The organism is Streptacidiphilus sp. MAP5-3 (assembly GCF_041262505.1).
Lineage (GTDB): Bacteria > Actinomycetota > Actinomycetes > Streptomycetales > Streptomycetaceae > Streptacidiphilus.
On record NZ_JBGCCL010000006.1, the window covers coordinates 84,520 to 108,589 of the forward strand.

At 70.7% G+C, this 24,070-nt stretch carries 21 protein-coding genes; 12 read left to right on the plus strand and 9 right to left on the minus strand.

All coding sequences use genetic code 11. The features are described from left to right. Nucleotides 1-3,321 (plus strand): BTAD domain-containing putative transcriptional regulator, encoded by a 3,321-nt coding sequence (locus ABH928_RS11990; RefSeq protein ID WP_370065167.1) that lies wholly within the window; start codon nucleotides 1-3, stop codon nucleotides 3,319-3,321. Here the strand turns inward: ABH928_RS11990 and ABH928_RS11995 are convergent. Further along, the gene (locus ABH928_RS11995) at nucleotides 3,311-4,072 is read right to left on the minus strand and encodes a MarR family transcriptional regulator (protein WP_370065169.1); all 762 of its coding nucleotides are present in this window, start codon (nucleotides 4,070-4,072) and stop codon (nucleotides 3,311-3,313) included. The two genes, ABH928_RS11990 and ABH928_RS11995, sit on opposite strands and share 11 nt — an antisense overlap. Nucleotides 4,073-4,319: 247 nt before the next feature. On the opposite strand from ABH928_RS11995, the gene ABH928_RS12000 reads away from it, so the two are divergent. Beyond that, on the plus strand, nucleotides 4,320-5,522 hold the full coding sequence (locus ABH928_RS12000) for a serine hydrolase domain-containing protein (RefSeq protein ID WP_370065171.1): 1,203 nt from the start codon (nucleotides 4,320-4,322) through the stop codon (nucleotides 5,520-5,522). Between the two features lie 272 nt (nucleotides 5,523-5,794). Here the strand turns inward: ABH928_RS12000 and ABH928_RS12005 are convergent, their stop codons facing one another. The 3 genes from ABH928_RS12005 to ABH928_RS12015 all read right to left on the minus strand — a co-directional run bounded on the left by ABH928_RS12005 (nucleotide 5,795) and on the right by ABH928_RS12015 (nucleotide 7,540). Then, complete coding sequence (locus ABH928_RS12005; RefSeq protein WP_370065173.1) at nucleotides 5,795-6,187, minus strand: type II toxin-antitoxin system VapC family toxin; 393 nt, start codon at nucleotides 6,185-6,187, stop codon at nucleotides 5,795-5,797. Continuing rightward, nucleotides 6,184-6,465 carry a hypothetical protein gene (locus ABH928_RS12010; RefSeq protein ID WP_370065175.1) on the minus strand — a complete coding sequence of 94 codons (282 nt, stop codon included), beginning with the start codon at nucleotides 6,463-6,465 and terminating at the stop codon, nucleotides 6,184-6,186. Before ABH928_RS12010 ends, ABH928_RS12005 begins: the two co-directional genes overlap by 4 nt. Before the next feature lie 130 nt (nucleotides 6,466-6,595). Then, nucleotides 6,596-7,540: a hypothetical protein gene (locus tag ABH928_RS12015; RefSeq protein WP_370065177.1), complete on the minus strand. Its 945-nt coding sequence runs from the start codon at nucleotides 7,538-7,540 to the stop codon at nucleotides 6,596-6,598. 600 nt (nucleotides 7,541-8,140) lie between these two features. Between ABH928_RS12015 and ABH928_RS12020 the strand changes: the two genes are divergently transcribed. From ABH928_RS12020 to ABH928_RS12060, 9 genes are all read left to right on the plus strand, one after another. Beyond that, nucleotides 8,141-9,028: an LLM class flavin-dependent oxidoreductase gene (locus ABH928_RS12020; RefSeq protein ID WP_370065179.1), complete on the plus strand. Its 888-nt coding sequence runs from the start codon at nucleotides 8,141-8,143 to the stop codon at nucleotides 9,026-9,028. 351 nt (nucleotides 9,029-9,379) lie between these two features. Next, on the plus strand, nucleotides 9,380-10,159 hold the full coding sequence (locus ABH928_RS12025) for a hypothetical protein (RefSeq protein WP_370065181.1): 780 nt from the start codon (nucleotides 9,380-9,382) through the stop codon (nucleotides 10,157-10,159). Between the two features lie 38 nt (nucleotides 10,160-10,197). Next, the gene (locus tag ABH928_RS12030) at nucleotides 10,198-11,013 is read left to right on the plus strand and encodes a hypothetical protein (protein WP_370065183.1); all 816 of its coding nucleotides are present in this window, start codon (nucleotides 10,198-10,200) and stop codon (nucleotides 11,011-11,013) included. After that, nucleotides 11,010-11,837: a hypothetical protein gene (locus ABH928_RS12035; protein WP_370065185.1), complete on the plus strand. Its 828-nt coding sequence runs from the start codon at nucleotides 11,010-11,012 to the stop codon at nucleotides 11,835-11,837. The genes ABH928_RS12030 and ABH928_RS12035 overlap by 4 nt, the downstream gene beginning before the upstream one ends. After that, nucleotides 11,834-12,832 (plus strand): hypothetical protein, encoded by a 999-nt coding sequence (locus ABH928_RS12040; RefSeq protein WP_370065186.1) that lies wholly within the window; start codon nucleotides 11,834-11,836, stop codon nucleotides 12,830-12,832. Before ABH928_RS12035 ends, ABH928_RS12040 begins: the two co-directional genes overlap by 4 nt. A gap of 142 nt (nucleotides 12,833-12,974) precedes the next feature. Further along, entirely contained in the window at nucleotides 12,975-13,928 is a 954-nt protein-coding gene (locus tag ABH928_RS12045) for an ABC transporter ATP-binding protein (RefSeq protein WP_370065188.1), read from the plus strand. Continuing rightward, nucleotides 13,921-14,832, plus strand: a complete 912-nt coding sequence (locus ABH928_RS12050; protein WP_370065190.1) for an ABC transporter permease — start codon at nucleotides 13,921-13,923, stop codon at nucleotides 14,830-14,832. Before ABH928_RS12045 ends, ABH928_RS12050 begins: the two co-directional genes overlap by 8 nt. Before the next feature lie 12 nt (nucleotides 14,833-14,844). After that, entirely contained in the window at nucleotides 14,845-15,765 is a 921-nt protein-coding gene (locus ABH928_RS12055; protein WP_370065192.1) for an ABC transporter ATP-binding protein, read from the plus strand. Between the two features lie 17 nt (nucleotides 15,766-15,782). After that, the gene (locus tag ABH928_RS12060; protein ID WP_370065529.1) at nucleotides 15,783-16,502 is read left to right on the plus strand and encodes an ABC transporter permease subunit; all 720 of its coding nucleotides are present in this window, start codon (nucleotides 15,783-15,785) and stop codon (nucleotides 16,500-16,502) included. Nucleotides 16,503-16,668: 166 nt separating this feature from the next. On the opposite strand, the gene ABH928_RS12065 is transcribed toward ABH928_RS12060, so the two are convergent. The 3 genes from ABH928_RS12065 to serS all read right to left on the minus strand — a co-directional run bounded on the left by ABH928_RS12065 (nucleotide 16,669) and on the right by serS (nucleotide 20,276). Continuing rightward, complete coding sequence (locus ABH928_RS12065; protein ID WP_370065194.1) at nucleotides 16,669-17,922, minus strand: CynX/NimT family MFS transporter; 1,254 nt, start codon at nucleotides 17,920-17,922, stop codon at nucleotides 16,669-16,671. Between the two features lie 214 nt (nucleotides 17,923-18,136). Next, entirely contained in the window at nucleotides 18,137-18,955 is an 819-nt protein-coding gene (locus ABH928_RS12070; RefSeq protein WP_370065196.1) for an HAD family hydrolase, read from the minus strand. A 43-nt stretch (nucleotides 18,956-18,998) separates the two neighbouring features. Further along, nucleotides 18,999-20,276, minus strand: coding sequence for a serine--tRNA ligase (gene serS / locus ABH928_RS12075; RefSeq protein WP_370065198.1), 1,278 nt, complete (start codon nucleotides 20,274-20,276; stop codon nucleotides 18,999-19,001). A gap of 213 nt (nucleotides 20,277-20,489) precedes the next feature. Here serS and ABH928_RS12080 point away from each other — a divergent pair, with 213 nt between their 5' ends. After that, complete coding sequence (locus tag ABH928_RS12080; protein WP_370065200.1) at nucleotides 20,490-21,275, plus strand: polysaccharide deacetylase family protein; 786 nt, start codon at nucleotides 20,490-20,492, stop codon at nucleotides 21,273-21,275. Between the two features lie 351 nt (nucleotides 21,276-21,626). Here ABH928_RS12080 and pheA read toward each other — a convergent pair whose 3' ends face one another. Together pheA and efeB are read right to left on the minus strand one after the other, a co-directional pair. Then, nucleotides 21,627-22,559, minus strand: coding sequence for a prephenate dehydratase (pheA, locus tag ABH928_RS12085; protein ID WP_370065202.1), 933 nt, complete (start codon nucleotides 22,557-22,559; stop codon nucleotides 21,627-21,629). A gap of 177 nt (nucleotides 22,560-22,736) precedes the next feature. Next, nucleotides 22,737-24,053, minus strand: coding sequence for an iron uptake transporter deferrochelatase/peroxidase subunit (gene efeB, locus ABH928_RS12090; RefSeq protein WP_370065204.1), 1,317 nt, complete (start codon nucleotides 24,051-24,053; stop codon nucleotides 22,737-22,739). Nucleotides 24,054-24,070: the final 17 nt, after the last annotated feature.

Here is a 24,070-nt window from a genome sequence, read left to right on the forward strand (position 1 = left end):
GTGAGGTTCGGCATTCTCGGTACGACCCAGGCGTGGACCGGCGACAGCGGGGAGCTCGCCCTCGGCGGTCCCGGCCGTCGTGCGCTGCTCGCGCTGCTGCTGCTGGACGCCGGACGGACGGTCGGCACCGACCGGCTGGTCGACGGCCTCTACGGCGAGTCGCCGCCGAACAACGTCGCCAACGCGCTGCAGTCGCAGGTCTCCCGGCTGCGGGGAGCGCTGGCGCAGGTCGGGGCCACCATCGAGGGCGGGCCCGGCGGCTACCGGTTGTCGGTGTCGCCGGACGAGGTCGACGCGCACGTCTTCGAGCGGCTCGCCGCCGAGGGCCGGTCCGCGCTGGCCGCCGGCGCGGCGGCGGAGGCGCATGCGGCACTCACCGAGGCGCTCGGGCTGTGGCGCGGCGAGCCGCTCTCGGACGTCGGCGGCGTGCCGTTCGCCGCCGGGCAGGTGGTCCGCCTGACCGAGCTGCGGCTGGGCGCGGTCGAGACCCGGGCCGAGGCCGCGCTGCGTCTGGGCCGCCATGGCGAGGTGATCGCCGAACTGCGCCAGGCCGTCGCGGCGGATCCGCTGCGCGAGCGGTTGACCACGCTGCTGATGCGCGCCCTCTATGCCGCCGGACGCCAGGCCGATGCGCTCGCGGCGTACGCGGCACTGCGCGAGGCCCTTGCCGACGCGCTGGGCGCGGATCCCGGACCGGAGACGGCCGAGCTGCACCTGGCCATCCTCCGCGCCGACCCGGCGTTGCGGGCGTCGGCGGCTGTCCCGGCGGCAGTTGTCCTGGAGGCTGCTGTCCGGGAGGCCGCTGTCGCGGAGGCTTCGGCCCCGCGCGGGTCCGTGCCCGCGATCACGGCCCTGCCTCCCGTCCCGCGTCCGCTGACCAGCTTCGTCGGCCGCGAACCCGAGCTCGCCGCGCTCGACGCCACGCTCCGCACCGCGCGGCTGGTGACCCTGACCGGCCCCGGCGGGACCGGCAAGACCCGGCTCGCCCTCGAACTCGCCGCGCGCCGACTTCGGCGCGGCACCAGCTCAGAGGAGGCCACCAGCTCAGGGGACGGCGTCGGGGGCGCGTGCTTCGCCGACCTCTCCCGGGTCGGCGACGGCAGCGGGCTCACGCAGGCGCTGCTGGGGGCGCTCGGAGTGCGCGAGGCGGGCGTCCTCGGCCCCACCGCGCCGACCGGCGACGCCGTCGCCCGGCTTGCCCCCGCACTGGCCCGGCGCGGCGACCTGCTGTTGGTACTGGACAACTGCGAGCAGATCGTCGCCGAGGTGGCCCCGCTCGCCGAGAGCCTGCTGGGCGCCTGCCAGGAGCTGCGGATCCTCGCCACCAGCCGGGAGCCGTTGTCCGTCCCCGGCGAGCACGTCCGCCCGCTGGACCCGCTCCCGGACGGCGAGGCGCTGCGCCTCTTCGCCGAGCGCGCCGCCGCCGTCCGCCCCGGCTTCGCGCCGGACACCCTCGATCCCGCCGACACGGCGGCCGTCGCCGAGATCTGCCGCCGCCTGGACGGCCTGCCGCTCGCCATCGAGCTGGCCGCTGCCCGGCTACGGATGTTGACGCCACGTCAGATCGCGGACCGGCTCGACGACCGGTTCCGTCTGCTCACCGGCGGCAGCCGGACCGCCCAGCCGCGCCGGCAGACCCTGCGTGCGGTGGTGGACTGGAGTTGGGACCTGCTCCCGGAGCCGGAGCGCGAACTCCTGCGCCGTGTCTCGGTCTTCAGCGGCGGCTGGACCCTGGACGCCGCCGAGGCCGTCTGCGGCGGCCACCCCGTCGCCGGCGACGGCACCCTTGACCTGCTGGGCGCGCTGGTCGACAAGTCCCTGGTGGTGGCCTATCAGGCCCCGGCAGGCGACAGCGGTGATGCGGTCGCGGACGGCATGCGCTACCGGATGCTGGAGACCGTCCGCGCCTACGCCGCCGAACGGCTCGCCGCGGCCGACGAGCAGCGCCGCTACGCGGACGCGCACCTGACCCACTTCGCCGCCTTCGCCCTGGCGGCCGAGCCGCAGCTCCGCACCGCCGCTCAACTCGACTGGCTGGCACGCCTGTCAGCCGACCACAGCAACCTCACCGCCGCGCTGCGGCACGCTGTCGCCACCGACCCCGAACAGGCGCTGGACCTGCTCGCCGCGCTGTCCGGCTACTGGATGCTGCGCGGCCTCCGCACCGAGGGTCGCGCCCTGGCCGTCCGGCTGCTCGACGGGCTCGGTGGCGTGATCCCGCCCGGTCGGGACGAGCAGTTCGTGCTGGCCGTGATGACCGCGATCTCCGGCGGCATGGACACCCCGGAGCTGGCCGCCGCGGTCGACCTGTGCCGCCCGGTCATGGACCGGCTGATGTTCGCGCATCCGTTGCGGTTCCCGTTCCTGATCGTGCAGTGGGCGCCGTTCGTCGGCGTTCCGGACGAGCTCTCGACGGCCGCGCAGAACGAGGCCATCGCAAGCCTGGGCGACGACCCCTGGTACCGCGGCCTGCTGCACACCGGGATGGGGTTCCAGCACTGGTTCCTCCGCGCCGACCTGGCCGAGTCGGAGCGCGAGTTCCGCGAGGCGCTCGGCTGCTTCCGGCAGCAGGGCGAGCGGTGGGGCATGGTGATGGCCCTGATGGAGCTCGCCCGCGCGATGGGACGCCGTGGTGACCGGGCCGCGTCCTCCGCCTGCACCGACCGCGCGCTGGCCCTCGCGGGCGAGCTGCAGTCCGTCGAGGACATGGCCGAACTACTCTGGAGCCGCGCCGACTTCAGCATCCGCGCGGACGACCTGGAGGCGGCGGAGGCCGACCTGCTGCGCGCCGTCCGCCTGGTCGAGCCGCTCGGCGTGAGCGACAACCTGGCCCAGGCCCGGCTCGGCCTGGCGGAGGTCGCCCTCCACCGGGGCGAGACCGCGCGGGCCCGGGAGCTCTGCGCATCGGCCATGGCCAGCAGGTTGGTTGGCTGGACGAGCGGCGAACTGACAGAGGCAGCAGCACATATGACGGTTGCTCGGATCTCTCTCCGCGAGGGCGACCGCAGGGAGGCCGGGGACTGCCTCCGTGCCGCGTCCGAGGTGGTCGCCCGGACCCGCAACCTGCCCGCCTACGGCGAACTCGCGGTCACCGCGGCGGCGTTGGAGTCGGCCTCCGGCCGCCCCGGCACGGCGGCCGAACTGTGCGGCGTGGCCGAGTCGTTGTCCCTCCCGGGCACCCGACGTCACGTCGCCGGGCTCAGCGAGTCCCTTCGCGAGGAGCTGGGCGCGACCGCGTACGACGCCGCGTTCGCGCGCGGCGCGCTGCGCGATCCGAAGGACGCGGTCGCGTTCGTGACGGGGCTACTCCTCACCGACTGACCGTTGACTGTCCCTCCTCTGCCCCTCCCTCCTCGTCGCGACGTCGTTGCACGGCGCGGACGAGGTCCTCTCCCGTGTGCTCCAGGAAGACCGCGGCCGTGTCGAGCCGGGCTCCGGCCGGCGTGGCCGGACCGAGCAGCTCGGCGCCGTTCCGGGCGAACTCGGCGAGCATCGCGTTGCGTTGGGCGCTGGCCAGCATGGCCTGGTACCAGATGTCGTCGTCGATGACGTAGCGCTCGCGGCGGCCGTGTTCGCTCCGTTCGCCCTGCTCGTCCCGCTCGCGCCGCACCAGCGCCTGGCCCTCCAGGTAGCCGATGGCCTTGGACACCGACGCCGGGCTGACGCGCAGTCGCTGCACCAGCTCGGCCGAGGTCAGGCTGCCGCTGTCGGTGACGTAGAGGCAGGTGAGTACCCGGGCGACCATCCGCGGCAGGCCGATGTGCACCAGCAGCTCCGCGAGTTGCGTCGCGTACTCCTGGACCGCGGCCGGATCACGGCCGTCCGCGCCGCCGCGCACTCCGCCGTCGGGCCGCCGCTGCGGCGCCGCTTTGCCGCGCCGCGAGCGCTGTGCGGTACCGCGCTGTGCGCTGTCCGCGCGGTAGCCGGACGGGCCGCCGTTGCGGGCGATCTCGCGGGTGACCGTCGACGTCGGACGCGCCAACTGGCGGGCGATCTCCCCGTAGGCGAGGCCCTCCGCCAGTCCGACGGCGATCCTGCGGCGGTCGTCCTGGGTCAGCCTGGCACCTGGCATGTCGACGCTCCCCTTCTTTCCACTGTGCTGCGGCCGAGTATGCGTTCATCCAGAGCCCATTGCAACGGATGCGGGAGTCCATTGCATTAATCGTCAAGCTCATTGCAATGATTTACCGTCATTCACCTGCAATAACTGGCATGTTGAGCCATTAGACCGTTGCCTGATCGGCAAAGATCGGCCTACTGTCTTTCACAGACCGCGAAGCAAAATCCTGCAGTACGACAACGCATCAGGGGGAACCACCGTGAAGAACACCGTCCGCGCCGCCGTCACCGTCGTCCTCACCGGAGCCATGCTGGCGACCGCTCCCGCCGCCTTCGCCCAGGACGCCCCGCGTGCCGGAGCCCAGCACGCCGGAGTCCAGTCCGTGCTCGACCAGGCGGTCACCCAGGCCGGTCTGCCGGGCGCGATGGCCCAGATCGAGAACGGCGACTCCACCTGGTTCGGCCAGGCCGGCACCGCCGACCTGAGCACCGGGCGCAAGCTCCAGCCGCAGGACGGGTTCCGGATCGGCAGCACCACCAAGACCTTCGTCTCCACCGTCGTCCTCCAGTTGGAGGCCGAGCACAAGCTCAGCCTGGACGACACGGTCGAGCACTGGCTGCCCGGCCTGGTGGACGGCAACGGCTACGACGGATCCGAGATCACGATCCGCCAGCTGCTGGACATGACCAGCGGCATCTCCAACTACGCCAACGCGCCGCAGCTGGCTGACGAGTTCGTCGGCCAGGCCTTCCTGACGAACCGCTTCGACAGTTTCACCCCGCGACAGCTGGTCGAGATCGCCGTCGCCAGCAAGCCGAGCTTCGCCCCCGGGGCCGGCTGGGAGTACTCCGACACCAACTACGTGCTGGCCGGGCTGATCGTGGAGAAGGCCACCGGGCACAGCCTGGCCCAGGAAATCGCCCGGCGCATCACCGGGCCGCTGCACCTTTCCAACACCTACGAGCCGACCGGCGACGACACGGGCATCGACGGCCCGCACGGCCGGTTCTACTCCAAGCTGATGGAGCAGGACCCGAACGCCCCCTTCTACGACGTGACCGACCTCAACCCCTCCTGGGGCTTCGGCGCGGGCGACATCATCTCCACCGACGGCGACCTGATCACCTTCTTCCGCGCCCTGCTCCAGGGACGGATGCTGCCGCCCACCCAGCAGCGCGAGATGTTCACCATGCTGGACCCGGGAAAGAACTGGATCCCGGGCACCACGTACGGCCTGGGCGTCGCCTCGGTGAACCTCTCCTGCGGCACGGTGTGGGGCATGGGCGGCGCGATCGACGGCTCGTGGTCCTACACCTTCGGGACCCGCGACGGCCGCCACCTCCTCTCGACCGAGGTCAACGGCGACTGGGCCAACGGCACCTTCGGCAGCCCGGTCGGCGTCTTCACCGCCGAGCTCGAGTCGGAATTCTGCACACCCGCACCGGCGGCCACCGCGCGGTGACTGGACGGGCTCGACCCACGTGACGTGACGGACCTGCTGCCGGTCGAGGGCCGCGGACCGGCACCAACGTTTATTCACTCATCTGGGTCTGATCTGCGGCGGAGTCCTACCTCAAGCAGGCGTATGCATTAAGCGCACGATAGTCTGCGTCTAATGAAGACTTCTGCCCCGTCGCTGCTCCCGCTCTTCCGGTCCCAACGCTCGTGACCTCGGTCAAGCCTCGTTCACCCATCACAGTCTGAGCTGCGGGTGCTGCTGCTGGTGTGGCCCGGTCAGATCGGTTCCACTGCGATGCGTCGGTGGCACAGTCGGCGTAGATCCTCGGTGTCGCTGGTCACGACGGTCACGTCGCCGTGCTCCAGGTGAGCCGTCGAGGCGAGCATTGCGTCGATCGCGTACTTGTGGCCGTGAAGCCCTTCGGCTGTGAGCAGCTTGCTCGCGGCGCGTGCAACGTCCTCCGTGACAGGGCGCACCTTGACCAGTGAGACGGCGTGGTCGAATGCCGCCTGCGGCACTTTCGGATCGCGTGCCTCGACGAGCGTGGCCGCGCTTGTGACAACCAGCAGGTCAAGAGTGCGAGCGACGTCCAGCCAGACGGTCATGTCGCGGTGTCGGCGGGTGAGCTTGGAGAGAGCCTCGCTGTCGAGAACGAGAGTGCCGCTCACGCGGCGTCCGCCGGAGTGGATTCGCCTCGGTGGCTGGCGTGGTGGGCCCGGACGCGCTCAGCTCGCGCCGCCACTTCTGCTGGATCGACGGGCCCGTGCTCGGCCTCGGCAGCTGCGATGAACTCGTCAATCGCCTCGCGCTGGAGCTGTCGCTGCACGGCCTTCTCGATGTATGAGGAGACGCCCTGCTTTCCCGCGCGCGCTCGGATGGCCTCCAGGGTCTCGGTGCGGAGGGAGACGCTGGTGACGCGGGTCTTGCCGCGGCGAGGCTCATCCATGGCAGCAGTGTATTACATGGCGTATTAACACGCTTCTGTGTCTACCTGCCGGGCACGGCGCAGCTGCGAACGGCAATTCGAAGGAGTTCGCATCTTCCGCAGTCTCCGCCGCTGAAGGTCGACCTCCCTGTCACGGGCGATCGGGCTGACGCGGTACGCGCCGCGCCCGGGTCAGCGCAGGCTGTCTGCCGTTGGCGGTGAGTTCGCTGAGGCGCTCGCCGATCACGGACACCCCGGGGCGCGGCTCTTGGACGTAGTACCAGGGCTTGCGTCGGCGTAGCAGATCCTCGCCGTGTTCGGACCAGGTGAAGCCGGGCTTTCGCAGCAGCTTGCGGAAGACCGCGTCGGCGGTCTCTGGGTGGGCGGCGGCCAGTCGGCGGATCGGCAGTGGTGCGATCGACTCTTCGCGCAGGTAGGTGCGCAGCAGATCCTGGTGCTGCTTGCGCCCGGTGAGGTTTGGGTCTGCGAAGAGTTCCTGCAGCATCCCGTAGTCCGCGTAGAAGTTCAGTCCGTCGATGTCGTCGTAGATGACGCCGACGGTGTCTGCTTCCGCGAGCTCCTGCGGAAGTTCGAAGAACGGCATGCCCAAGCTGGGCAGCCGCCTGCTGCGGGCGCGCTCGGGCAGTTGGGCGATGGTGGCTTCCTGCCGGTGCCGGTAGTAGGAGTTGAGTCGGTCCTCGCCGTCGGCAGGGGAAAGGACCAGCTCGTCGCCACCGCAGAACTCGACGAACGCGGCCCGGTCCGCCCGCATGGACTCCCATCCCTGCTCGATCTTCTCGGGGTTGCGGAAGACGAGTGCGGGATGACTGGTGGCCAGTTCGAGCGCGGCCCGGGCGATCTCGGTGGCGCTGGTCTTCGGGTAGGGCGCCAAGGCCCCGGAGGCCAGCCACACCCCATCGACGGAGTGGACGGGCACCAGGGTGGCGAGGAGGAAGTCACCCTTGGTGACGCTGCGGAACGCGGCGCGGCCGACATTGGAGTATGTGCGGTACTCGAGGTCGTCGATCAGGTTCAGCAGGACGACGGCGTCCCCGTCCTTGCGTCGGATCTCGAAGATTCCCTCCCACCGGGTCACGCCAGCCGAGCAGCATCTGCCGGTCGCTCTCGGCCAGGTCCCGTCGCCCGGCGACGAACTTGTCCACCACGGTTGAGCTGTCCGGCAGGCGGTACCGCAGGATGAAGTTGTCGATGATCCGGATTGCCTCGAGCTCGCCCAGCCGCCGCTCGGGCCCCGCTGCTTCCAGCAGAGCCGGAGTCAACCATCGGTCGAAGCGTCGGCTCTGCGCGAAGGCGACCAGCTCACCCTTCAACTCGGCGCTGCGCTTGAGGAGGGCACGGAGCGATCGATCGCTGATGCCGTGGCCCCGTTGTGTGGTGCTCCCCATGTCCTGCCCTCCCTGGCAAGTCGGTTGGACGTGCTGTCCGAACGGCTTGGCGTCAGCCGGCCCAGTGGCGGTAGGCCTCGATCCATTCGGGGCCGTCCGGCAGAGGCGTTGGCAAGGGCAGGTCCACTGCTCGTCCTCGCCGTAGGCGTCGACGGTGGCTTCTTCGATCAGCGCCTGGAGTTCGGCCTTGCTCAGCACGTCCACGGCGCCCACGCTAGCGATCGCGCAGGCGCCGTCACGCGGGGTGTTCGCAAACTCACCTGCCAGAGCGAACGCGTAGGGTCGGCGGTATGCGTCTGAGTACGGTGATCCTCCCCATCCACCGGTGGAGCGAGGGACAGAAGATCTGGCGTCGGGCCGAGGAACTCGGATTCCACGCCGCGTACACCTACGACCACCTGTCCTGGCGGTCGTTCCGTGACGAGCCGTGGTTCGGGGCCGTTCCGACGCTGACCGCGGCGGCCTGCGCGACCGAGCGGCTGCGGCTCGGAACGCTCGTGACCTCGCCCAACTTCCGGCATCCGGTGACGTTGGCCAAGGAGCTGATGACGCTCGACGACATCTCCGGCGGACGGGTCACCGTCGGCATCGGGGTCGGTGGGGTCGGGTTCGACGCGACGGCGCTCGGGCAGGAGGAGTGGACGCCGAAGGAGCGGGCCGACCGGTTCGACGAGTTCCTGCCGCTGCTGGACAAGCTGCTGACGCAGGACACGACCACCGCCCCGGGCCGGTTCTACTCCGCCGTCGAGGCACGCAACATCCCCGGCTGCGTCCAGCAGCCGCGCGTGCCGTTCTACGTCGCCGCGACCGGTCCGCGCGGGCTCAAGCTGGCGGCGAAGTACGGGCAGGGCTGGGTCACCTACGGTGACCCGCGTGGGCCCGGCGACGTGCCGGTGGAGCAGGCTCCGGCCGTGATCGAGGCGCAGCTCGGCAAGCTCCGCGCCGCGTGCGAGGCACAGGGGCGCGACTTCGGCAGCATCGACAAGATGCTGCTCCAGGGTTCGACGGCGGAGCGGCCCCTCGCCTCCGTCGACGCGTTCGTCGACTGGGCCGGCACCTACCGCGACCTCGGCATCGACGAGCTCGTCGTGCACTGGCCGGTGCCGGACTCGATCTTCGAGAACGACCTCGCGGTCTTCGAGCGCATCGCCACGGACGGTCTGGCGCAGCTCAGCTGAGGCAGCTCGGCTGACGCAGCTCAGCTGACGCGGAGCACTGCTCGTCGGCATACGCGGGTCCCGCTTTTCAGCGGGGCCCGCGTTTTTGTTCTCCGCACGTCAAAGGTGGAACTGCTGCGGATAATTGGGGCGTATCCGGGAGAGCGATCCCGTGGCCGGTATCGATCGCATAAAGAAGTTGGGCAGTTCCTGTGCGGCGCGGCATACTCGCAGCTCGCAAGGGTCGTGGCGCCGGTCTCCGTGACGGGATGTGCGCTGCTCCGACCCGACTGCCCCGTATCGCATCGTTGGGGAATTTCCTTGGGACCTGAAAGCCAGCCGCCCGGATATCCGGCGGTTCCACCCGCTCCGGTGCCGACCGGGTCGTCCGGGAAGAAGACCTCGCGACGCGGCGCGTACATCGCCCTCGGTGTCGCGGGCTGGTTGGTGCTCGCCGCCGGTACTGCGGGCGCGGTCGTCGCGGCCGGAGGCAGCGGTAGCGGCAGTGGGGGTGCCACGGCCGCCGCGGCGAGTCCCAGCCCGGTTGCCTCCGCCGACGCGAAGGCGACCCCGTCGCCGAAGGCCGCCCCCACCACGGCTGCTCCGACGTCCCCGACGCCGACCCCCGGCCCGACGGTCAAGGGCTCCGTCAGCGGCAGCGTCCACAGCGGCGATCTGCGCTTCTTCCTGCTGCCCGTCCCCGACGGCGCGCAGGTCTACAACGACGTGAACGGCGCGAGCGAGAGCTGCGGCGACATCGCCAAGGTGATGAACGACCCCTCCACCAGCCGTTCCGTCCTCGACCAGCTCGGCTGCCAGGGCGGCGCAACGCGCAGCTTCCTGACCAACGACGGGGTCTGGACCGTCAAGGTCGAGCTGATCCACTTCGACGGTTCGGGTCACGCCTCCGACTGGGTCAGCGGGCTGACCTTCAACCAGGGCGACTCCTTCAGCGTGTCCGGGATCTCGGACGCCAAGGGCCAGTCGTTCGCGCCGAGCAGCAGCAACGGCGGCAACGGTCAGATCATCGGCGTCTCGCACGTCGGCGACGTGGAGTACGAGATCGACATCACCGGCTCGGGCACGCCCAGCCGTTCCCTCCTGACGCAGTTGATGCAGCGTCAGGAGCAGCGCCTGAGCACGGGCCAGTGAGTCAGTCACCGACGACGACGCATCGACCAGGAGAAGAAGTGAGCACTCCCGTGCCCGGGCCGTCGGCGGTCGACCCCGACGATGTCCCCGCCGGACCCCCCAGTGAAGACATCGCAGCGGCCGAACCGCCCAAGCAGCGCCGTCGTTGGTCGCGTGGGCAGCTCGTCGCGCTGGTCGCCGGCGCACTGGTGCTCGGCATCGCCGGAGGCGGCGGCATCGGCTACGCGATCCAGGCCGGGCGTCCGCCGACGCCGCTGCCGCCGCTGGTCGGCGCACAACCGCGGTACCCGGCTGCGCGCGGCGCCGCGCCCGCCCTCACCGCGAGCGAGGACGACGCGGTGCGGACCGACGGTGACCTGACCGCACTGCTCGTCCCGGCGCCCTCCGGCAGCAAGCCGTGGGACGTCCCGGACACCCCCGACGGCTGGCTGTCCCTCAGCTCCTACGCGAACGGCTACACCAACCCCGGCAGCGAGTTCCGTTACCTGCTCACCAACGGCTTCCGCCGCGCCGCCGAGGTGCAGTGGGTCCAGAACGGCGACCAGAGCGTCAGCGTCCGGCTGGTGCAGTTCCAGAAGTCCGACGAGTCCCAGCTCAGGACCGCGATGGAGGGCCAGTTGAGCTTCTCCGCGACCGACACCGGGGTGAGCCCCGCGATTGTCCCCGGTACGTCCGACAGCGGTGTGTACGCCGGGACGAAGTCCCACGGCGACGGAAACGGCGGCAGCTACTACCAGGGCGTGGGCTACGCCCGTCACGGCGACATCATGGTCGAGATCTTCGCGGACAGCCCCAACTCCGTCCCGCAGTCGGTGGTCATGTCCATCATGCAGAGCCAGTTGGAGCGCCTGTGAGCACCGAGGCCTTCCCCCCGCCCGCCGAGACGGATCCGTCCGCGGAGACCGCCGAGTCCGGCGCGACCGACGCGCCCGGAGCTTCCGACGGACAGCCGCGCCGACGTGGGCGGTTCGTCGCGCTGGCCGCCGCGTTCGTGCTGTCCGCGGTCGCGGTCGGCGGCGGCACCGGTGCGCTGATCCTGGCGACCCGGTCGTCGTCCAGCACGTCCCCGGCGACGGCGGCGGGCACCGCGTCGCCCGCCGCGCCGAGCTACGGCGTCCGTGCGGACGGCAGCCACTTCGGTTCGCTCGACCAGCTGTTGCTGCCGGTGCCGTCCTCCGACGAGCCGGGTCCCGACGACCGGACCTTCGGCAACGACACCGTGCTGACGCCGTCCCAGTACGCGTCGGCGTTCACCGCCGAGTACCGGTTCCTGAGCGCGGGCAACCGCAGCACCCTCAGTTCGGATCTCGGCCTGTCCGGCCTCCAGGGCTACGCGCTGCGCAGCTACGCGGACCCGGACGACGGGCTGTCCGCCGAGATCACGCTGATCCAGGAGAAGCCGGGCAGCAACGCCGCGTCCACGGCGCTGGCCACCCTGCGCGGCGCCACCGGCGGTGACGGCGGCGGCCCGAGTGTGTCGGGCTTCCCGCACGCGCACTGCTACCTGCCGCCCAACCCGTACGGCTCCTCGCTCGGCGTGCTGCGCTGCGACGACGCCGAGGGCGACCTGCTGATCACCATGCAGATCGAGGGCGTGGCCCCGCTCGACCAGGCGGCGGCAGCGGACCTCTTCGGCCAGCAACTCTCCCGACTCGCGACCCCGGCGGCCCAGGTATGACGACGACCGATCCCGACGAATTCCACCAGCCCGAACCGGAGCGCGAGCCCGAGCCTTCGACTCCGCAGCCGCCCGCGACCGCGCAGCCGGCCGCGACCCCGCAACCCCAGCCCGTCCCGGCCGCGACCCCGCAACCCCAGCCCGTCCCGGCCGCGACCCCGCAACCCCAGCCCGTCCCGGCTGCGCCGCCCGCGCCCCACCCCGGCGTTCCGCCGCAGCCGGTGCCCGCCACCGTGTGGGCGCTGCCCGCCGCGTACGCGCCCAAGCCGCGCAAGGAGCGGACGTGGCTGCGGACCTTCGCGCGGTGGAGCAGTGCGACCGCCGTGCTGCTGGTGGCCGGTGCGGTGACCGCCGCGCTGGTGACGGTGCCGGCGCGGACCGACATCCCGGGACTGCGGACGCCCGCGGACGGCCGCTGGACCTTCCCGGCGCTGAGCCTGCCGGAGCTGCCCACGGGAGCCCCGGCCCCGGCCGACAGCGAGCACGTCCACAGCGTCGACCTGCGTGAACTGCTGGTGCCCGCACCGGACGGCGCGACCCCGGACGCGACCCTCCCCGGCCGGAACGGCTGGTACCCGACCGCGTCGTTCCTGAAGATGTACAGCACCAGCGCCTCGCTGCTCGGCGCGTTCGACGACGCGGGCCTGCGGCACATCGCGGCGACCGGCTGGACCATGCCGGACGGCACGCACACGCAGATCTACCTGCAGCAGTTCCGCTCCGGCAGCACCGCGAGCGACGTCGACTCGGTCGAGGCCGACGGGGTGTACCTGGCGTCCGCCTCGCTCGCACAGGACGCGACGGGGGTGGACCTCGGGTCGATCACCGCGACCGTACGCTCGCTCGACGCCGAGGACGGGCACGCTGCCGTGATCTACGCGTACGTCACCGTGGGCGACACGGAGGCGCTGATCGAGATGACCAACCCCAGGCAGATCCCCACGGTCGACTTCCGCCAGGTCGTGGAGCTGCAGGACCAGTTGCTCTCGGCCTGACCGGTCCCGCCGTGCCACGGAACGGGGTCGTCCCCTAGGGGACGACCCCGGCCGCGTACATCCCAGGGCTAAGGGCAGGACCAGGGAAAAGTCAGCCGTCGACCTGATGTGACGGGGCCGACATTCTGACTAGCCTCATCCTGTGTCTGTCATCACTACGGACAACCTCACCAAGAGGTTCCCCCGGGTCACTGCTCTGGACCACCTCACCGTCGAGGTGCAGTCCGGAGTCGTCGGGCTGGTCGGAGCGAACGGCGCGGGTAAGTCCACACTCATCAAGATCCTGCTGGGTCTCTCCCCGGCCACCGAGGGCACCGCGCGCGTGCTCGGGCTGGACGTCGCCACCGAGGGCGGCGCCATCCGCGAGCGCGTCGGCTACATGCCGGAGCACGACTGCCTCCCCCCGGACGTCACCGCCACCGAGTTCGTCGTCCACATGGCCCGGATGTCCGGCCTGCCGGCCACGGCGGCGCGTGAGCGCACCGCCGACATCCTGCGCCACGTCGGGCTGTACGAGGAGCGCTACCGCCCGATCGGCACGTACTCGACGGGCATGAAGCAGCGCGTCAAGCTGGCCCAGGCGCTGGTCCACGACCCGCAGTTGGTGCTGCTCGACGAGCCGACCAACGGTCTCGACCCGGTCGGCCGCGACGACATGCTGGGCCTGATCCGGCGCGTCCACAGCGAGTTCGGCATCTCGGTGCTGGTCACCTCGCACCTGCTCGGTGAGCTGGAGCGCACCTGCGACCACGTCGTCGTCATCGACGGCGGCAAGCTGCTGCGCAGCTCCTCGACCGCCGACATGACGGCCTACACCCAGATGCTCGCCGTCGAGGTGACGGAGCGCCAGGGCGAGCCGGAGTTCGACGCGGACGCCGCGCTGCTGGCGCGCCTGGCCGAGGCGGGCCTCAACGCCACGGTGGACGGCGGCCACGTCGTCCTGGTCGAGCTGACCGGCGACGAGGTCTACGACGCGATCCGCGACGCCGTCGCGGACCTGGGCGTCGGCCTGGTGCGGTTGGAGCAACGCCGCCACCACATCTCCGAGGTCTTCGCCGTGAACCCCGCCGTGGAGGAGGAGGTGGCCCATGTCTGACATCCGCACCCCTGACGCCCACACCCGTGAGGGCGCGCGGGCCGACGTCATCCACGACATCGGCTACCGCCACTACGAGGGCCCGCGCCTCGGCCCCGGCTACGCCACCCGCTCGCTCTACACCTCCAGCCTGCGCGGCGCGTTCGGCCTGGGGCGGTCCGGCAAGTCGAAGATCCTGCCCATGGCCATGTGTGTGATCATGGCGCTGCCCGCGGTGATCATGGTCGCGGTCTCGGTCTACCTCAAGTCCGGCAAGCTGCCGATCGAGTACACCTACTACCTCACGATCATGCAGTTCGTGATCGCGGTCTTCACCGCCGCGCAGGCGCCGGTCCTCTTCTCCAGAGACCTCCGCTTCATGACGGTGCCGCTCTACTTCTCCAGGCCGCTGCGCTCCTCCGACTACGTGCGCGCCAAGTTCGCGGCGATTGCGTCGGCGATCTTCATCCTGACCATGCTGCCGATGCTGATCATGTGGATCGGCTCGATGCTGGGCTCGATGGCCTTCACCTACAACCTGGAGCACTTCGGCTACGGCGTGCTGGCCGCTGCGCTCTATGCGCTGGTCTACGCCGGTATCGGCTCGCTGCTCGCCTCGCTGACGCCGCGTCGTGGCTTCGGGGTCGCGGCGATCATCGCGACGTTCATGGTCTCCCAGGGTCTGGCCCAGGCGATCTTCGGCGTGATGCGGTTCAAGGGCCATGAGGTGTCCGGCCACTGGGTGGCGATGCTCAACCCGGGCATGCTGATCGACTCCACGGTCCAGTGGATCTTCAACGTGCCGAACGACCGCCCCAACATCGGCGTGCCGAGCACCCTGGGCGGCGTGGTCTTCCTGGTGTGGATCGCCGTGCTCGTCTGCGGCACCTTCGCCCTGCTGGTCCGTCGCTACCGGAAGATCTGAGGAGGCAGAACCATGACCACCATCAGCATCGACCGGGCGTCCCGCTGGTTCGGCAATGTCGTCGCGGTCAACGACGTCACCATGACGATCGAGCCCGGCGTCACCGGCCTGCTCGGGCCGAACGGCGCGGGCAAGTCCACGCTGATCCACATGATGAGCGGCTTCCTGCCGCCGTCCTCGGGCAGCGTCGTCCTCGACGGCAAGCCGATCTGGAAGAACCAGGGGGCCTACCGCCAGATCGGCCTGGTGCCCGAGCGCGAGGCCATGTACGACTTCCTCACCGGCTGGGAGTTCGTGCTGGCCAACGCCGAGCTCCACGGCCTGCCCGCCCCGGGCGAGGCGGCCAAGCGCGCGCTGGCCACCGTCGAGATGGAGTACGCGCAGGACCGGCAGGTCTCCACGTACAGCAAGGGCATGAAGCAGCGCGTCAAGATGGCCTCCGCGCTGGTCCACGACCCGGCCGTACTGCTCCTCGACGAGCCTTTCAACGGCATGGACCCGCGCCAGCGGATGCACCTGATGGAGCTGCTGCGCCGTTTCGGCAGCGAGGGCCGCACGGTCCTGTTCTCCTCCCACATCCTGGAGGAGGTGGAGCAGTTGGCCCGCCACATCGAGGTGGTCGTGGCCGGTCGCCACGCCGCCTCGGGTGACTTCCGCAAGATCCGCCGCCTGATGACGGACCGTCCGCACCGCTACACCGTCCGCTCCAGCGACGACCGCGCCCTCGCGGCGGCGCTGATCGCCGACGGCTCGACGGCAGGCATCGAACTGGACTGGAAGGAGCGCGCCCTGCAGATCCAGGCGATCGACTTCTACCGGTTCACCGAGCTGGTCCCGCGCGTCGCCAAGGAGGCAGGCATCCGCCTGCTGACCGTCTCCCCGGCCGACGAGTCGTTGGAGAGCGTCTTCTCCTACCTCGTCGCCGCCAAGTAACGGAAGGCCGAGACCTCATCATGAACGTCACTGTCGCCCGGCTGACCGTCCGCGGCCTGCTCGGCCGCCGCCGGGGCCTGCTGCTGTTGGGCCTGCCTCTGCTGCTGATCGTCCTCTCGGTGGTCATCCGCGCGGTCGCGGGCCAGGACGAGAGCACCGCGTCCAACATCCTGGGCACGCTCGCCCTCGGCACGATGGTCCCGCTGGTCGGCCTGGTCGCCGGAACGGGCGCGATCGGCCCGGAGATCGACGACGGCTCGATCATCTACCTGCTGGCGAAGCCGCAGCCGCGGTGGAAGATCATCATTTCCAAGCTGGTCGTCGCCATCGGCTGCTCCGTGGTGTTCGCGGCGCTGCCCACGTACATCGCGGGTCTGATCCTCTTCGGCACCTACGAGAGCCTGACGTTGGGCTTCACGATCGCGGCGCTGATCGCGGGCGTGGCCTACAGCGCGATCTTCCTGCTGCTGGGCGTGGTCTCCCGCCACGCGGTGGTCTGGGGTCTGATGTACGCGCTCCTGTGGGAGACGATCGTCGGCCAGTACGTCCCGGGCGCGCGGACGTTGAGCGTCCACCAGTGGGCGCTCTCGGTGGCGGAGAAGATCGCGGACCCGGGCGTCATCACGTCCTCGGTCCAGCTGTCCACGGCGGTCCCGCTGCTCCTTGTCGCAACGCTGGGTGGCGCGGCGTTCGCGGCGGCCCGGCTCAGCCGGCTGACGCTCGCCGGGGAAGAGTAGAACGCATGGGCCAACGGGGAGTTGCAGCACCTTAGGGGCGCGGGGAACTGCGCGACAAGCCACCCACGCAGCTGGCGGGCCGGACGGTCAGGGCCATCCGCACAGGGTGGTGTCTCGCGCAGTTCCCCGCGCCCCTTGGTGGTGCAACTTCCCTCTTTGCAAACGGTCAGGCGGAGAGAACGAGTTTCCGTCCCGCGCCCAACCCCGCGGTGACGCCCACCGCGCAGCAGGCCAGCAGGACCGCGAGGGGCAGCGTCCACCCGCCCGTGGCCTGGTGCAGCGCACCGAAGCCCACCGGGCCGCTCGCGGCGATGAAGTAGCCCACCAGCTGCGACATCCCCGACAGCTGCGCAGCAACCTGCGCGCTCCCGCTACGCAGCACGATCATCGCCATCGCGAGCCCGAAACCGCCGCCCTGGGCGATGCCGATCAGCGTCGCCCAGACCCACGCGCCCGCCGTCGGCGCGACCAGCAGACCGGCGATGCCGGTCGACATCGAGCCGACCATCAGGACCACCAGCAGCCGCTGGTTGTTGGTGCGTCCGGCCGCCAACGGGATCAGGAACGCGGCGGGGATCTGCACCAGCGAGCTGGCGGCGAAGACGATCCCGGCTGTGCCGCGGTCCATGCCCTGTGTGGTCAGGACCGTCGGGAGCCAGGCGATCAGGGTGTAGGAGAGCAGCGACTGGATCCCCATGAAGACGGCCAACTGCCAGGCCAGCGGGTGCTTCCACAGCCCGGGGACCTTCGCCGCCGAGGATGGCTGCGCCTTCGCGGACGCGCCCGCACCCCGCGTCTTCGACGCGGACAACTGCGGCAGCCACACCGCGAAGGCGATGACGGCCAGTACGGACCAGGACGCCATCGAGCCCTGCCAGCCGCCGAAGGCGTGCTCGAAGGGCACGCTCAGCGCCGCGGCCAGCGTCGCACCGAAGATCATCGACGTCGTGTAGACACCGGTCATCGCCGCCGCGCGCTCCGGGAAGTCGCGCTTGACCAGGCCCGGCATGGTGACGTTGAGCAGGGCGATCGCCGCGCCCAGCACCATGCTGCCGGCGAAGAGCGCCCACGCGCCCGGCGCGATCCGCAGCAGCACGCCGGCGACGAGCACCACCAGCGCCAGGGCGACGACCCGCTCCGCGCCGAAGCGGCGGATCAGGCGGGCGGCGACGGGCGCGATCGCGCCCATCATCAGCACCGGGATGGTGGTCAGCAGCCCGCCCGCCGTGGAGGACAGGTGGTAGTTGGCGCTGATGTCGCCGAGCAGCGGCGAGACCGCCGAGACGGCGGCGCGCATGTTGAGGGAGACCAGCAGGATGCCGACCAGCGCGGTCGTGGGGTGCGCGAGGAGGCGCGTCAGCCGCGAGGCGGAAGGGGCAGAGGCATACGAAACGGGCGTATCGAGCACGGAGCGGGACATGCGTCACTCTCAAGCGAAGAAAGAAAGTGTGGGCAGGAGAAAGGAGTCGAACGGCGCTCAGAGGCGCGCGACGTCAGCTCTCCGGTCGCTTGATGTTCGCGTCGATGAGCTCGGCCAGCAGGGCGCGGCAGGCTGCGTACAGCTCCACTCCGCGCATGGTCCGCTTGCCTTTCTGCTCAGATATGTCCGGCTTAACCGTGACCTATGGTAACAACTAATCGAGCTCGAACATGCGCTCGATGGCGACCGCGACGCCGTCCTCCTCGTTGCCGAGGGTGATCTCGTCGGCGACGGCCCTCAGATCGGGATGCGCGTTGGCCATCGCCACCGCGTGGCCGACCCAGCGGAACATCGGTATGTCGTTGGGCATGTCGCCGAAAGCGACGGTGCGGTCCTTCTTCGTCCCCAGGCGCGCGGACGCGAGCGCCAGCCCGGTCGCCTTGGAGAGGCCGAGCGGCAGCAGCTCGACAAAGCCCCGTCCGGACACCACGACGGTGACCAGCGCGCCCGCGACCTCCTGGGCCGCCGTCGCCAACTCGTCGTCGCTGAGCGCCGGGTGTTGTATCAGCACCCGGCTCAGCGGCTTGGCCCACAGGGCGGCGAGGTCGTCGACCGGGTCGGACAGCAGGGTCCCGGACGAGGGCATGTCGTAGTCGCGGGAGAAGAGCACCTCGCCGTCGAGGCCGTCCTGGACGACGGCCACCGCGAGCGGGCCGACCTCCGCCTCCGCCTTGGCGAGGGCGAGGCCGGCCACCTGCCGGTCCAGGGTCACGGACGTCACCAGCCGGTGCGCACCCGCGTCGTAGAGCTGGCCGCCCTGACTGCAGACGGCCAGCCCGGTGTAGCCGATGGCGTCCAGCGTCGGCTTGGTCCACGTCGCCGAGCGGCCGGTGACCACGATGTGCTGCGCCCCGGTGGCCTTCGCGGCCTCCAGGGTGCGCTGCGTGCGCGCCGAGACGGTGTGGTCGTCGCGCAGCAGCGTCCCGTCCAGGTCGGTCGCGATCAGGTCGAACGGCCGCGGGGCGGAGCTCACGTGGTCTGACTTTCTCTCAGATGGTGCTTGCGGGCAGACCGGACTACTTGCCGACCGGCTCCAGCACCTCGCGTCCGCCCAGGTACGGGCGGAGCGCCTCCGGCACGACGACGGAGCCGTCGGCCAGCTGGTGCGTCTCCAGGAGCGCGACGATGGTCCGCGGCACCGCGCACAGCGTGCCGTTCAGCGTGGCCAGCGGGCGGTTGCCCTCCCCGCCGCGCATCCGGATGCCGAGGCGACGGGCCTGGAACTCACCGCAGTTGGAGGTCGAGGTCAGCTCGCGGTACTTGCCCTGGGTGGGGATCCACGCCTCGATGTCGTACTTGCGCATCGCCGACGCGCCCAGGTCGCCCGAGGCCACGTCGATGACGCGGTAGGCGAGGCCGAGCTTGTCCAGGAAGTCGCGCTCCCACTGCAGCAGGCGCTTGTGCTCCGCCTCCGCGTCCTCGGGCGCGACGTAGGAGAACATCTCCACCTTGTCGAACTGGTGGACGCGGATGATGCCGCGGGTGTCCTTGCCGTAGGTGCCGGCCTCGCGGCGGAAGCAGGGCGAGAACCCGGCGTAGCGCAGCGGCAGCTGGTCCGCGTCGAGGATCTCGTCCATGTGGTAGGCGGCCAGCGGGACCTCGGAGGTGCCGACCAGGTAGAAGTCGTCCTTCTCCAGGTGGAAGACGTTCTCCGCGGCCTGGCCGAGGAAGCCGGTGCCCTCCATCGCGCGCGGCTTGACCAGCGCGGGCGTGATCATCGGGATGAAGCCGGCCTCGGTGGCCTGCGCGATCGCCATGTTGACCAGGGCGAGCTCCAGCAGCGCGCCGACGCCGGTCAGGTAGTAGAAGCGCGAGCCGGAGACCTTGGCGGCCCGCTCGGTGTCGATCGCGCCGAGGATCTTGCCCAACTCGACGTGGTCGCGCGGCTCGAAGCCCTCCGCGGCGAAGTCGCGCGGGGTGCCGACCTCCTCGAGGGTGACGAAGTCCTCCTCGCCGCCGATCGGCGCGTCCGGGTCGAGCAGGTTGGCCAGCCCGCCCAGCAGTTGCTGCACCTCGGCCTCGGCCTCGGTCTGCGCCGTGTTGGCGGTCTTGACCTCGGCGGCGAGCTCCTTGGTGCGCTCCAGCAGGGCAGCCTTCTCGTCACCCTTGGCCTGCGCCACCTGCTTGCCCAGCTGACGCTGCTCGTTGCGCAGCTCGTCATAACGGGAGCTGAACGATCGCTGCCGCTCGTCGGCGGCGAGCAGGGCGTCGACGAGCTCGACGTCCTCTCCTCGGGCGCGCTGGGAGGCGCGCACACGGTCCGGGTCTACGCGAAGCAGGCGAAGGTCAATCACGCTACGAGCGTACCGGTCCGCGAGCCGTGACCTCGCGCATTAACCGCTGTCCGAGCCTTGTTCAGCCTTCGGCCGGGCCGGGAAAGCGGCCTCGGCCGAGCATTTGTGTCACATCTTCGTCCCGAGGATTTCCCAACCCTGTCAGATCCGTAAGAACCGGCTGTCCGGGCTGCGAAAGTGAACCGGCAGGCAGGGAACGGAAGGTGGACGGGTATGAAGAAGAGCGTGGTGGCGGTCGCGGGTTCGGTCCTGGCGGCGGTGCTGGCACTGAGCGGATGCGGCGGCAGCGGCACCAACCAGAACGTGAACGGCGGCGGCTCATCTTCCGCTTCGCCCGATCCCAAGACCACCTCGGGTGACACCATTCCGAACGGTGGGACGAAGGCGGCCGACAAGAGCCTCGAGTACTACATCTCCCACTCCGGCGGGGAGAAGACGGTGGCGCTCACCTTCGACGACGGACCCAGCGGGGTGTGGACGCCGAAGATCCTCGCCGTGCTGGCGAAGTACGGGGTCCACGCGACCTTCTGCGAAATAGGCCCGAACGCCACCGCCAATCCCTCGGCGACGCGCGCGGTCATCGCCGCCGGGGACCGGCTCTGCGACCACTCGGTCCACCACAACGAGGCGATGTCCACCCGTGGCACCGCGTACGAGACCAGTGAAATAGTCGACGCCAAGCACATGATCGAGCAGGCCGGCGGCCCGGGAACCGTGGTCTCCTGGTTCCGGGCCCCGGGTGGGGATTTCACTCCGGAGATCCGGCAGATATCCGCGGACAACGGATTGCGGCCCTTGGCGTGGAGCGTCGACACCAATGACTGGCAGCGGCCCGGTGTCGCCACGATCGTCTCGACGGTGAAGAAGGAACTGAGGCCGGGGTCGATCATTCTCATGCACGACGGCGGCGGGGACCGGAGCGAGACCGTGGCGGCGCTGAACCAGATCGTGCCGTGGCTGCTCCAGCAGGGATACACGATCGACTTCCCCGACGTCTGATCCGCGGATCCACAGCTGTGGATATCCCCAGGAGCAGATAGTTATCCACAGGGGTGCGGAGGTCCCTGTGGATTGTTGAAAATCACGCCTCTGAGCTCGTCAAACCTCGGGTTTGCGGCAGGAGGCGTGATTTTCCGGGTCCCGGAAGCGGACTTTGGGGAAACAGAGCAGCTGAATCCCTATATGTCCGTCTTGTCCGATCTGCAAGTTTTGTTGATCAATGCGTGAATAAGCCGATCCCGCAGCCCGTGCACACCGACCCCCACCCTGTGGAAAACTCGCCATCCTGTGGATAACCCGCAGGGGCCTGTGCACCACCGGCCGGACCACCTGCCGGACGGCCCGACCGGACTACCGGTCGCCGCGCCCGTCCAGGCAGCGGGAGAGCCAGTCCGCAGCACGGGTGAACTCGGTGTCCGAGGTGCCCGGGCGGACCGTCGCCGGAACCGCGTCGGCCCGCGGATAGGAGCCGAGGAAGCGCACCTGCGGGCAGATCCGGTGCAGACCCATCAGCGCCTCCGAGACCCGGCGGTCGGTGATGTGCCCCTCGGCGTCCACCGCGAAGCAGTACTTGCCCAGGCCCTCCCCGGTCGGGCGGGACTCGATGCGCATCAGGTTGACGCCGCGCACCGCGAACTCCTGCAACAGCTCCAGCAGCGCGCCCGGGTGGTCGTCCTCCAGCCAGAACACCGCCGAGGTCTTGTCCGCACCCGTCGGCGCGGACGGACGGCCCGGCCGGCCGACCAGCACGAAGCGGGTGGTCGCGTTGGCCGCGTCGTGGATCTCGGCGGCCAGCGGCTCCAGGTGGTAGAGCGGCGCGGCGAACTCGCCCGCGAACGCGCCGTCGTAGCGGCCCTCCTGGACCAGGCGGGCGCCGTCGGCGTTGGACGCCGCCGACTCCCAGTCCGCGTTCGGCAGGTGCTGCGAGAGCCAGTGCCGGACCTGCGGCTGCGCGGCCGGGTGGCCGGTGACCGTCTTCACGTCGGCCAGCGTGGTGCCGGGCCGGACCAGCAGGGCGAAGGCGATCGGCAGCAGCACCTCGCGGTAGATCATCAACGGCTCGCCCTGGGCCAGCTCGTCCATGGTCTGCCGGATGCCGCCCTCGACGGAGTTCTCGATCGGCACCAGCGCGGCCGAGGCCTCGCCGTTGCGCACTGCGTCCAGCGCGGCCGGCACGGACACGGACGGCACCAGCTCGCGGGTCGCCGCCTCCGGCAGGGTCCGCAGCGCCGCCTCGGTAAAGGTGCCCTCGGGACCGAGGTAGGTGTATCGGTTCGGGGACACGGTGACCTCCAAGGGTGCACGCCTGGTTGCTCGCTGCACGGACGTAACGTTAACGACTCCGCGCCACCGGGGACGCGTGGTCTTGCGGGCTGGACGCGGGCCACGGTAAGGCGACCCAGGTCCCTTCCCAGGGTCCCAGGATTCGCCGGGCCCCTCGAATTCCGCTGGGCCCGGGGATCAGGACTCCAGCAGCGCCTGGCCGACGTAGCCGTCGGGGCTCGCGCCGCCCGGCACCGCGTAGAGGCCGCTCGACTCGTGCACCAGGAACCGCGACAGCGCGTCGCCGCGGGCCAACTTCCGCTGCACCGGGACGAAGCCGTTCATCGGGTCGGCCTGGAACGCGACGAAGAGCAGCCCCGCGTCGGGCGCACCGTCCGGGCGGTAGCCGTCGTGGTACGAGTAGCCGCGCCGCAGCATGGCCGCGCCCTGGTTGGACGCGGCGGCGGCGACCCGGATGTGCGCGTCGCCCGGGATCGCCAGCGAGCCGTCGGGGTCGAACGATTCGAGGTCGACGGTCGTGGTCTCGCTGCTGCCCGGCCCGCCGGAGAGCGGTGCGCCGTTGTCCTTGCGCCGCCCGATCGTGCGCTGCTGCACGTCCAGCGACTGCTGGTCCCAGGTGTCGAGCAGCATCCGGATCCGCCGGAAGACCGCGTAGCTGCCGCCTGCCATCCAGGACGGCTGTCCGGCGGCGGTGGCAGCCGTGGCGTTCGCCGGGACGAAGACCGTCGCGTCGAAGCCCGCGCTGCCCGGCTTGGGGTTGTTGGTGCCGTCGATCTGGCCCATCAGGTTGCGGCCGGTCATCGGCTCGCGCGTCGCGCCGGGCGCGCGGCTGAACCCGGTCGTCTGCCAGCGCGGCGCGGCCTGGCCCACGGCGAGCCGCTGCAGCGTCCGCATCGCGTGGTACGCCACCAGCGGATCGTCGGCGCGGACCTGCACCCACAGGTCCCCGTCGCTGCGCGCGCGGTCCAGCTGGTCCTCCGGGAAGGGCGGCAACGGCGTGAGCTGGGAGGGGAGTTGGGCGGTCAGCCCGGCCTTGGTGAAGACCGGGGCGCCGAAGCCGAAGGTGACCGTCAGCGAGCTCGGGCCTGCGTCCAGGGCGACCTGATCATCCGTCAGGCCTGGTGGCGTCCGGCCCTCCGCCATCGCGGCGGCTGCGGCGGACCAGCGCTTCATCAACGACACCAGCCCGGGGCGGCCGGTCCCGGAGGTGAGGTCGAACGCCGTGGCGTGCAGCGTCGACTGCATCGGCTCGACGATGCCCGCCTGGTGCGTGCCGTGGAACGGCACGGCGTCGGCGCCGAGGCCGGCCAGCGCCGCGCCGTCGCCGCTGCCGCCGGTCGTGGCAGCCGGGTCGCCTCCGGCGTCGGCCAGCGCGTAGCCGCCGACTCCGAGCGCGATCCCGGCCGCGCCGCCGACTCCCGCCGCGCCGAGCAGGCGACGCCGGGAGACGGTCCGGGGGGTGGGGCGGGGGTGGTTGTTGTCCTCGTCGGTCATCGCTCTGTGCTCAACCT

What these genes read in the sequence shown, in the direction of transcription:
- ABH928_RS11995 (WP_370065169.1), bottom strand. Translation starts at nt 4,072, where the DNA reads ATGCCAGGTGCCAGGCTGACCCAGGACGACCGCCGCAGGATCGCCGTC.
- ABH928_RS12010 (WP_370065175.1), bottom strand. Translation starts at nt 6,465, where the DNA reads ATGGATGAGCCTCGCCGCGGCAAGACCCGCGTCACCAGCGTCTCCCTC.
- ABH928_RS12020 (WP_370065179.1), top strand. Translation starts at nt 8,141, where the DNA reads ATGCGTCTGAGTACGGTGATCCTCCCCATCCACCGGTGGAGCGAGGGA.
- ABH928_RS12040 (WP_370065186.1), top strand. Translation starts at nt 11,834, where the DNA reads ATGACGACGACCGATCCCGACGAATTCCACCAGCCCGAACCGGAGCGC.
- ABH928_RS12050 (WP_370065190.1), top strand. Translation starts at nt 13,921, where the DNA reads ATGTCTGACATCCGCACCCCTGACGCCCACACCCGTGAGGGCGCGCGG.
- ABH928_RS12055 (WP_370065192.1), top strand. Translation starts at nt 14,845, where the DNA reads ATGACCACCATCAGCATCGACCGGGCGTCCCGCTGGTTCGGCAATGTC.
- ABH928_RS12065 (WP_370065194.1), bottom strand. Translation starts at nt 17,922, where the DNA reads ATGTCCCGCTCCGTGCTCGATACGCCCGTTTCGTATGCCTCTGCCCCT.
- ABH928_RS12080 (WP_370065200.1), top strand. Translation starts at nt 20,490, where the DNA reads ATGAAGAAGAGCGTGGTGGCGGTCGCGGGTTCGGTCCTGGCGGCGGTG.
- efeB (WP_370065204.1), bottom strand. Translation starts at nt 24,053, where the DNA reads ATGACCGACGAGGACAACAACCACCCCCGCCCCACCCCCCGGACCGTC.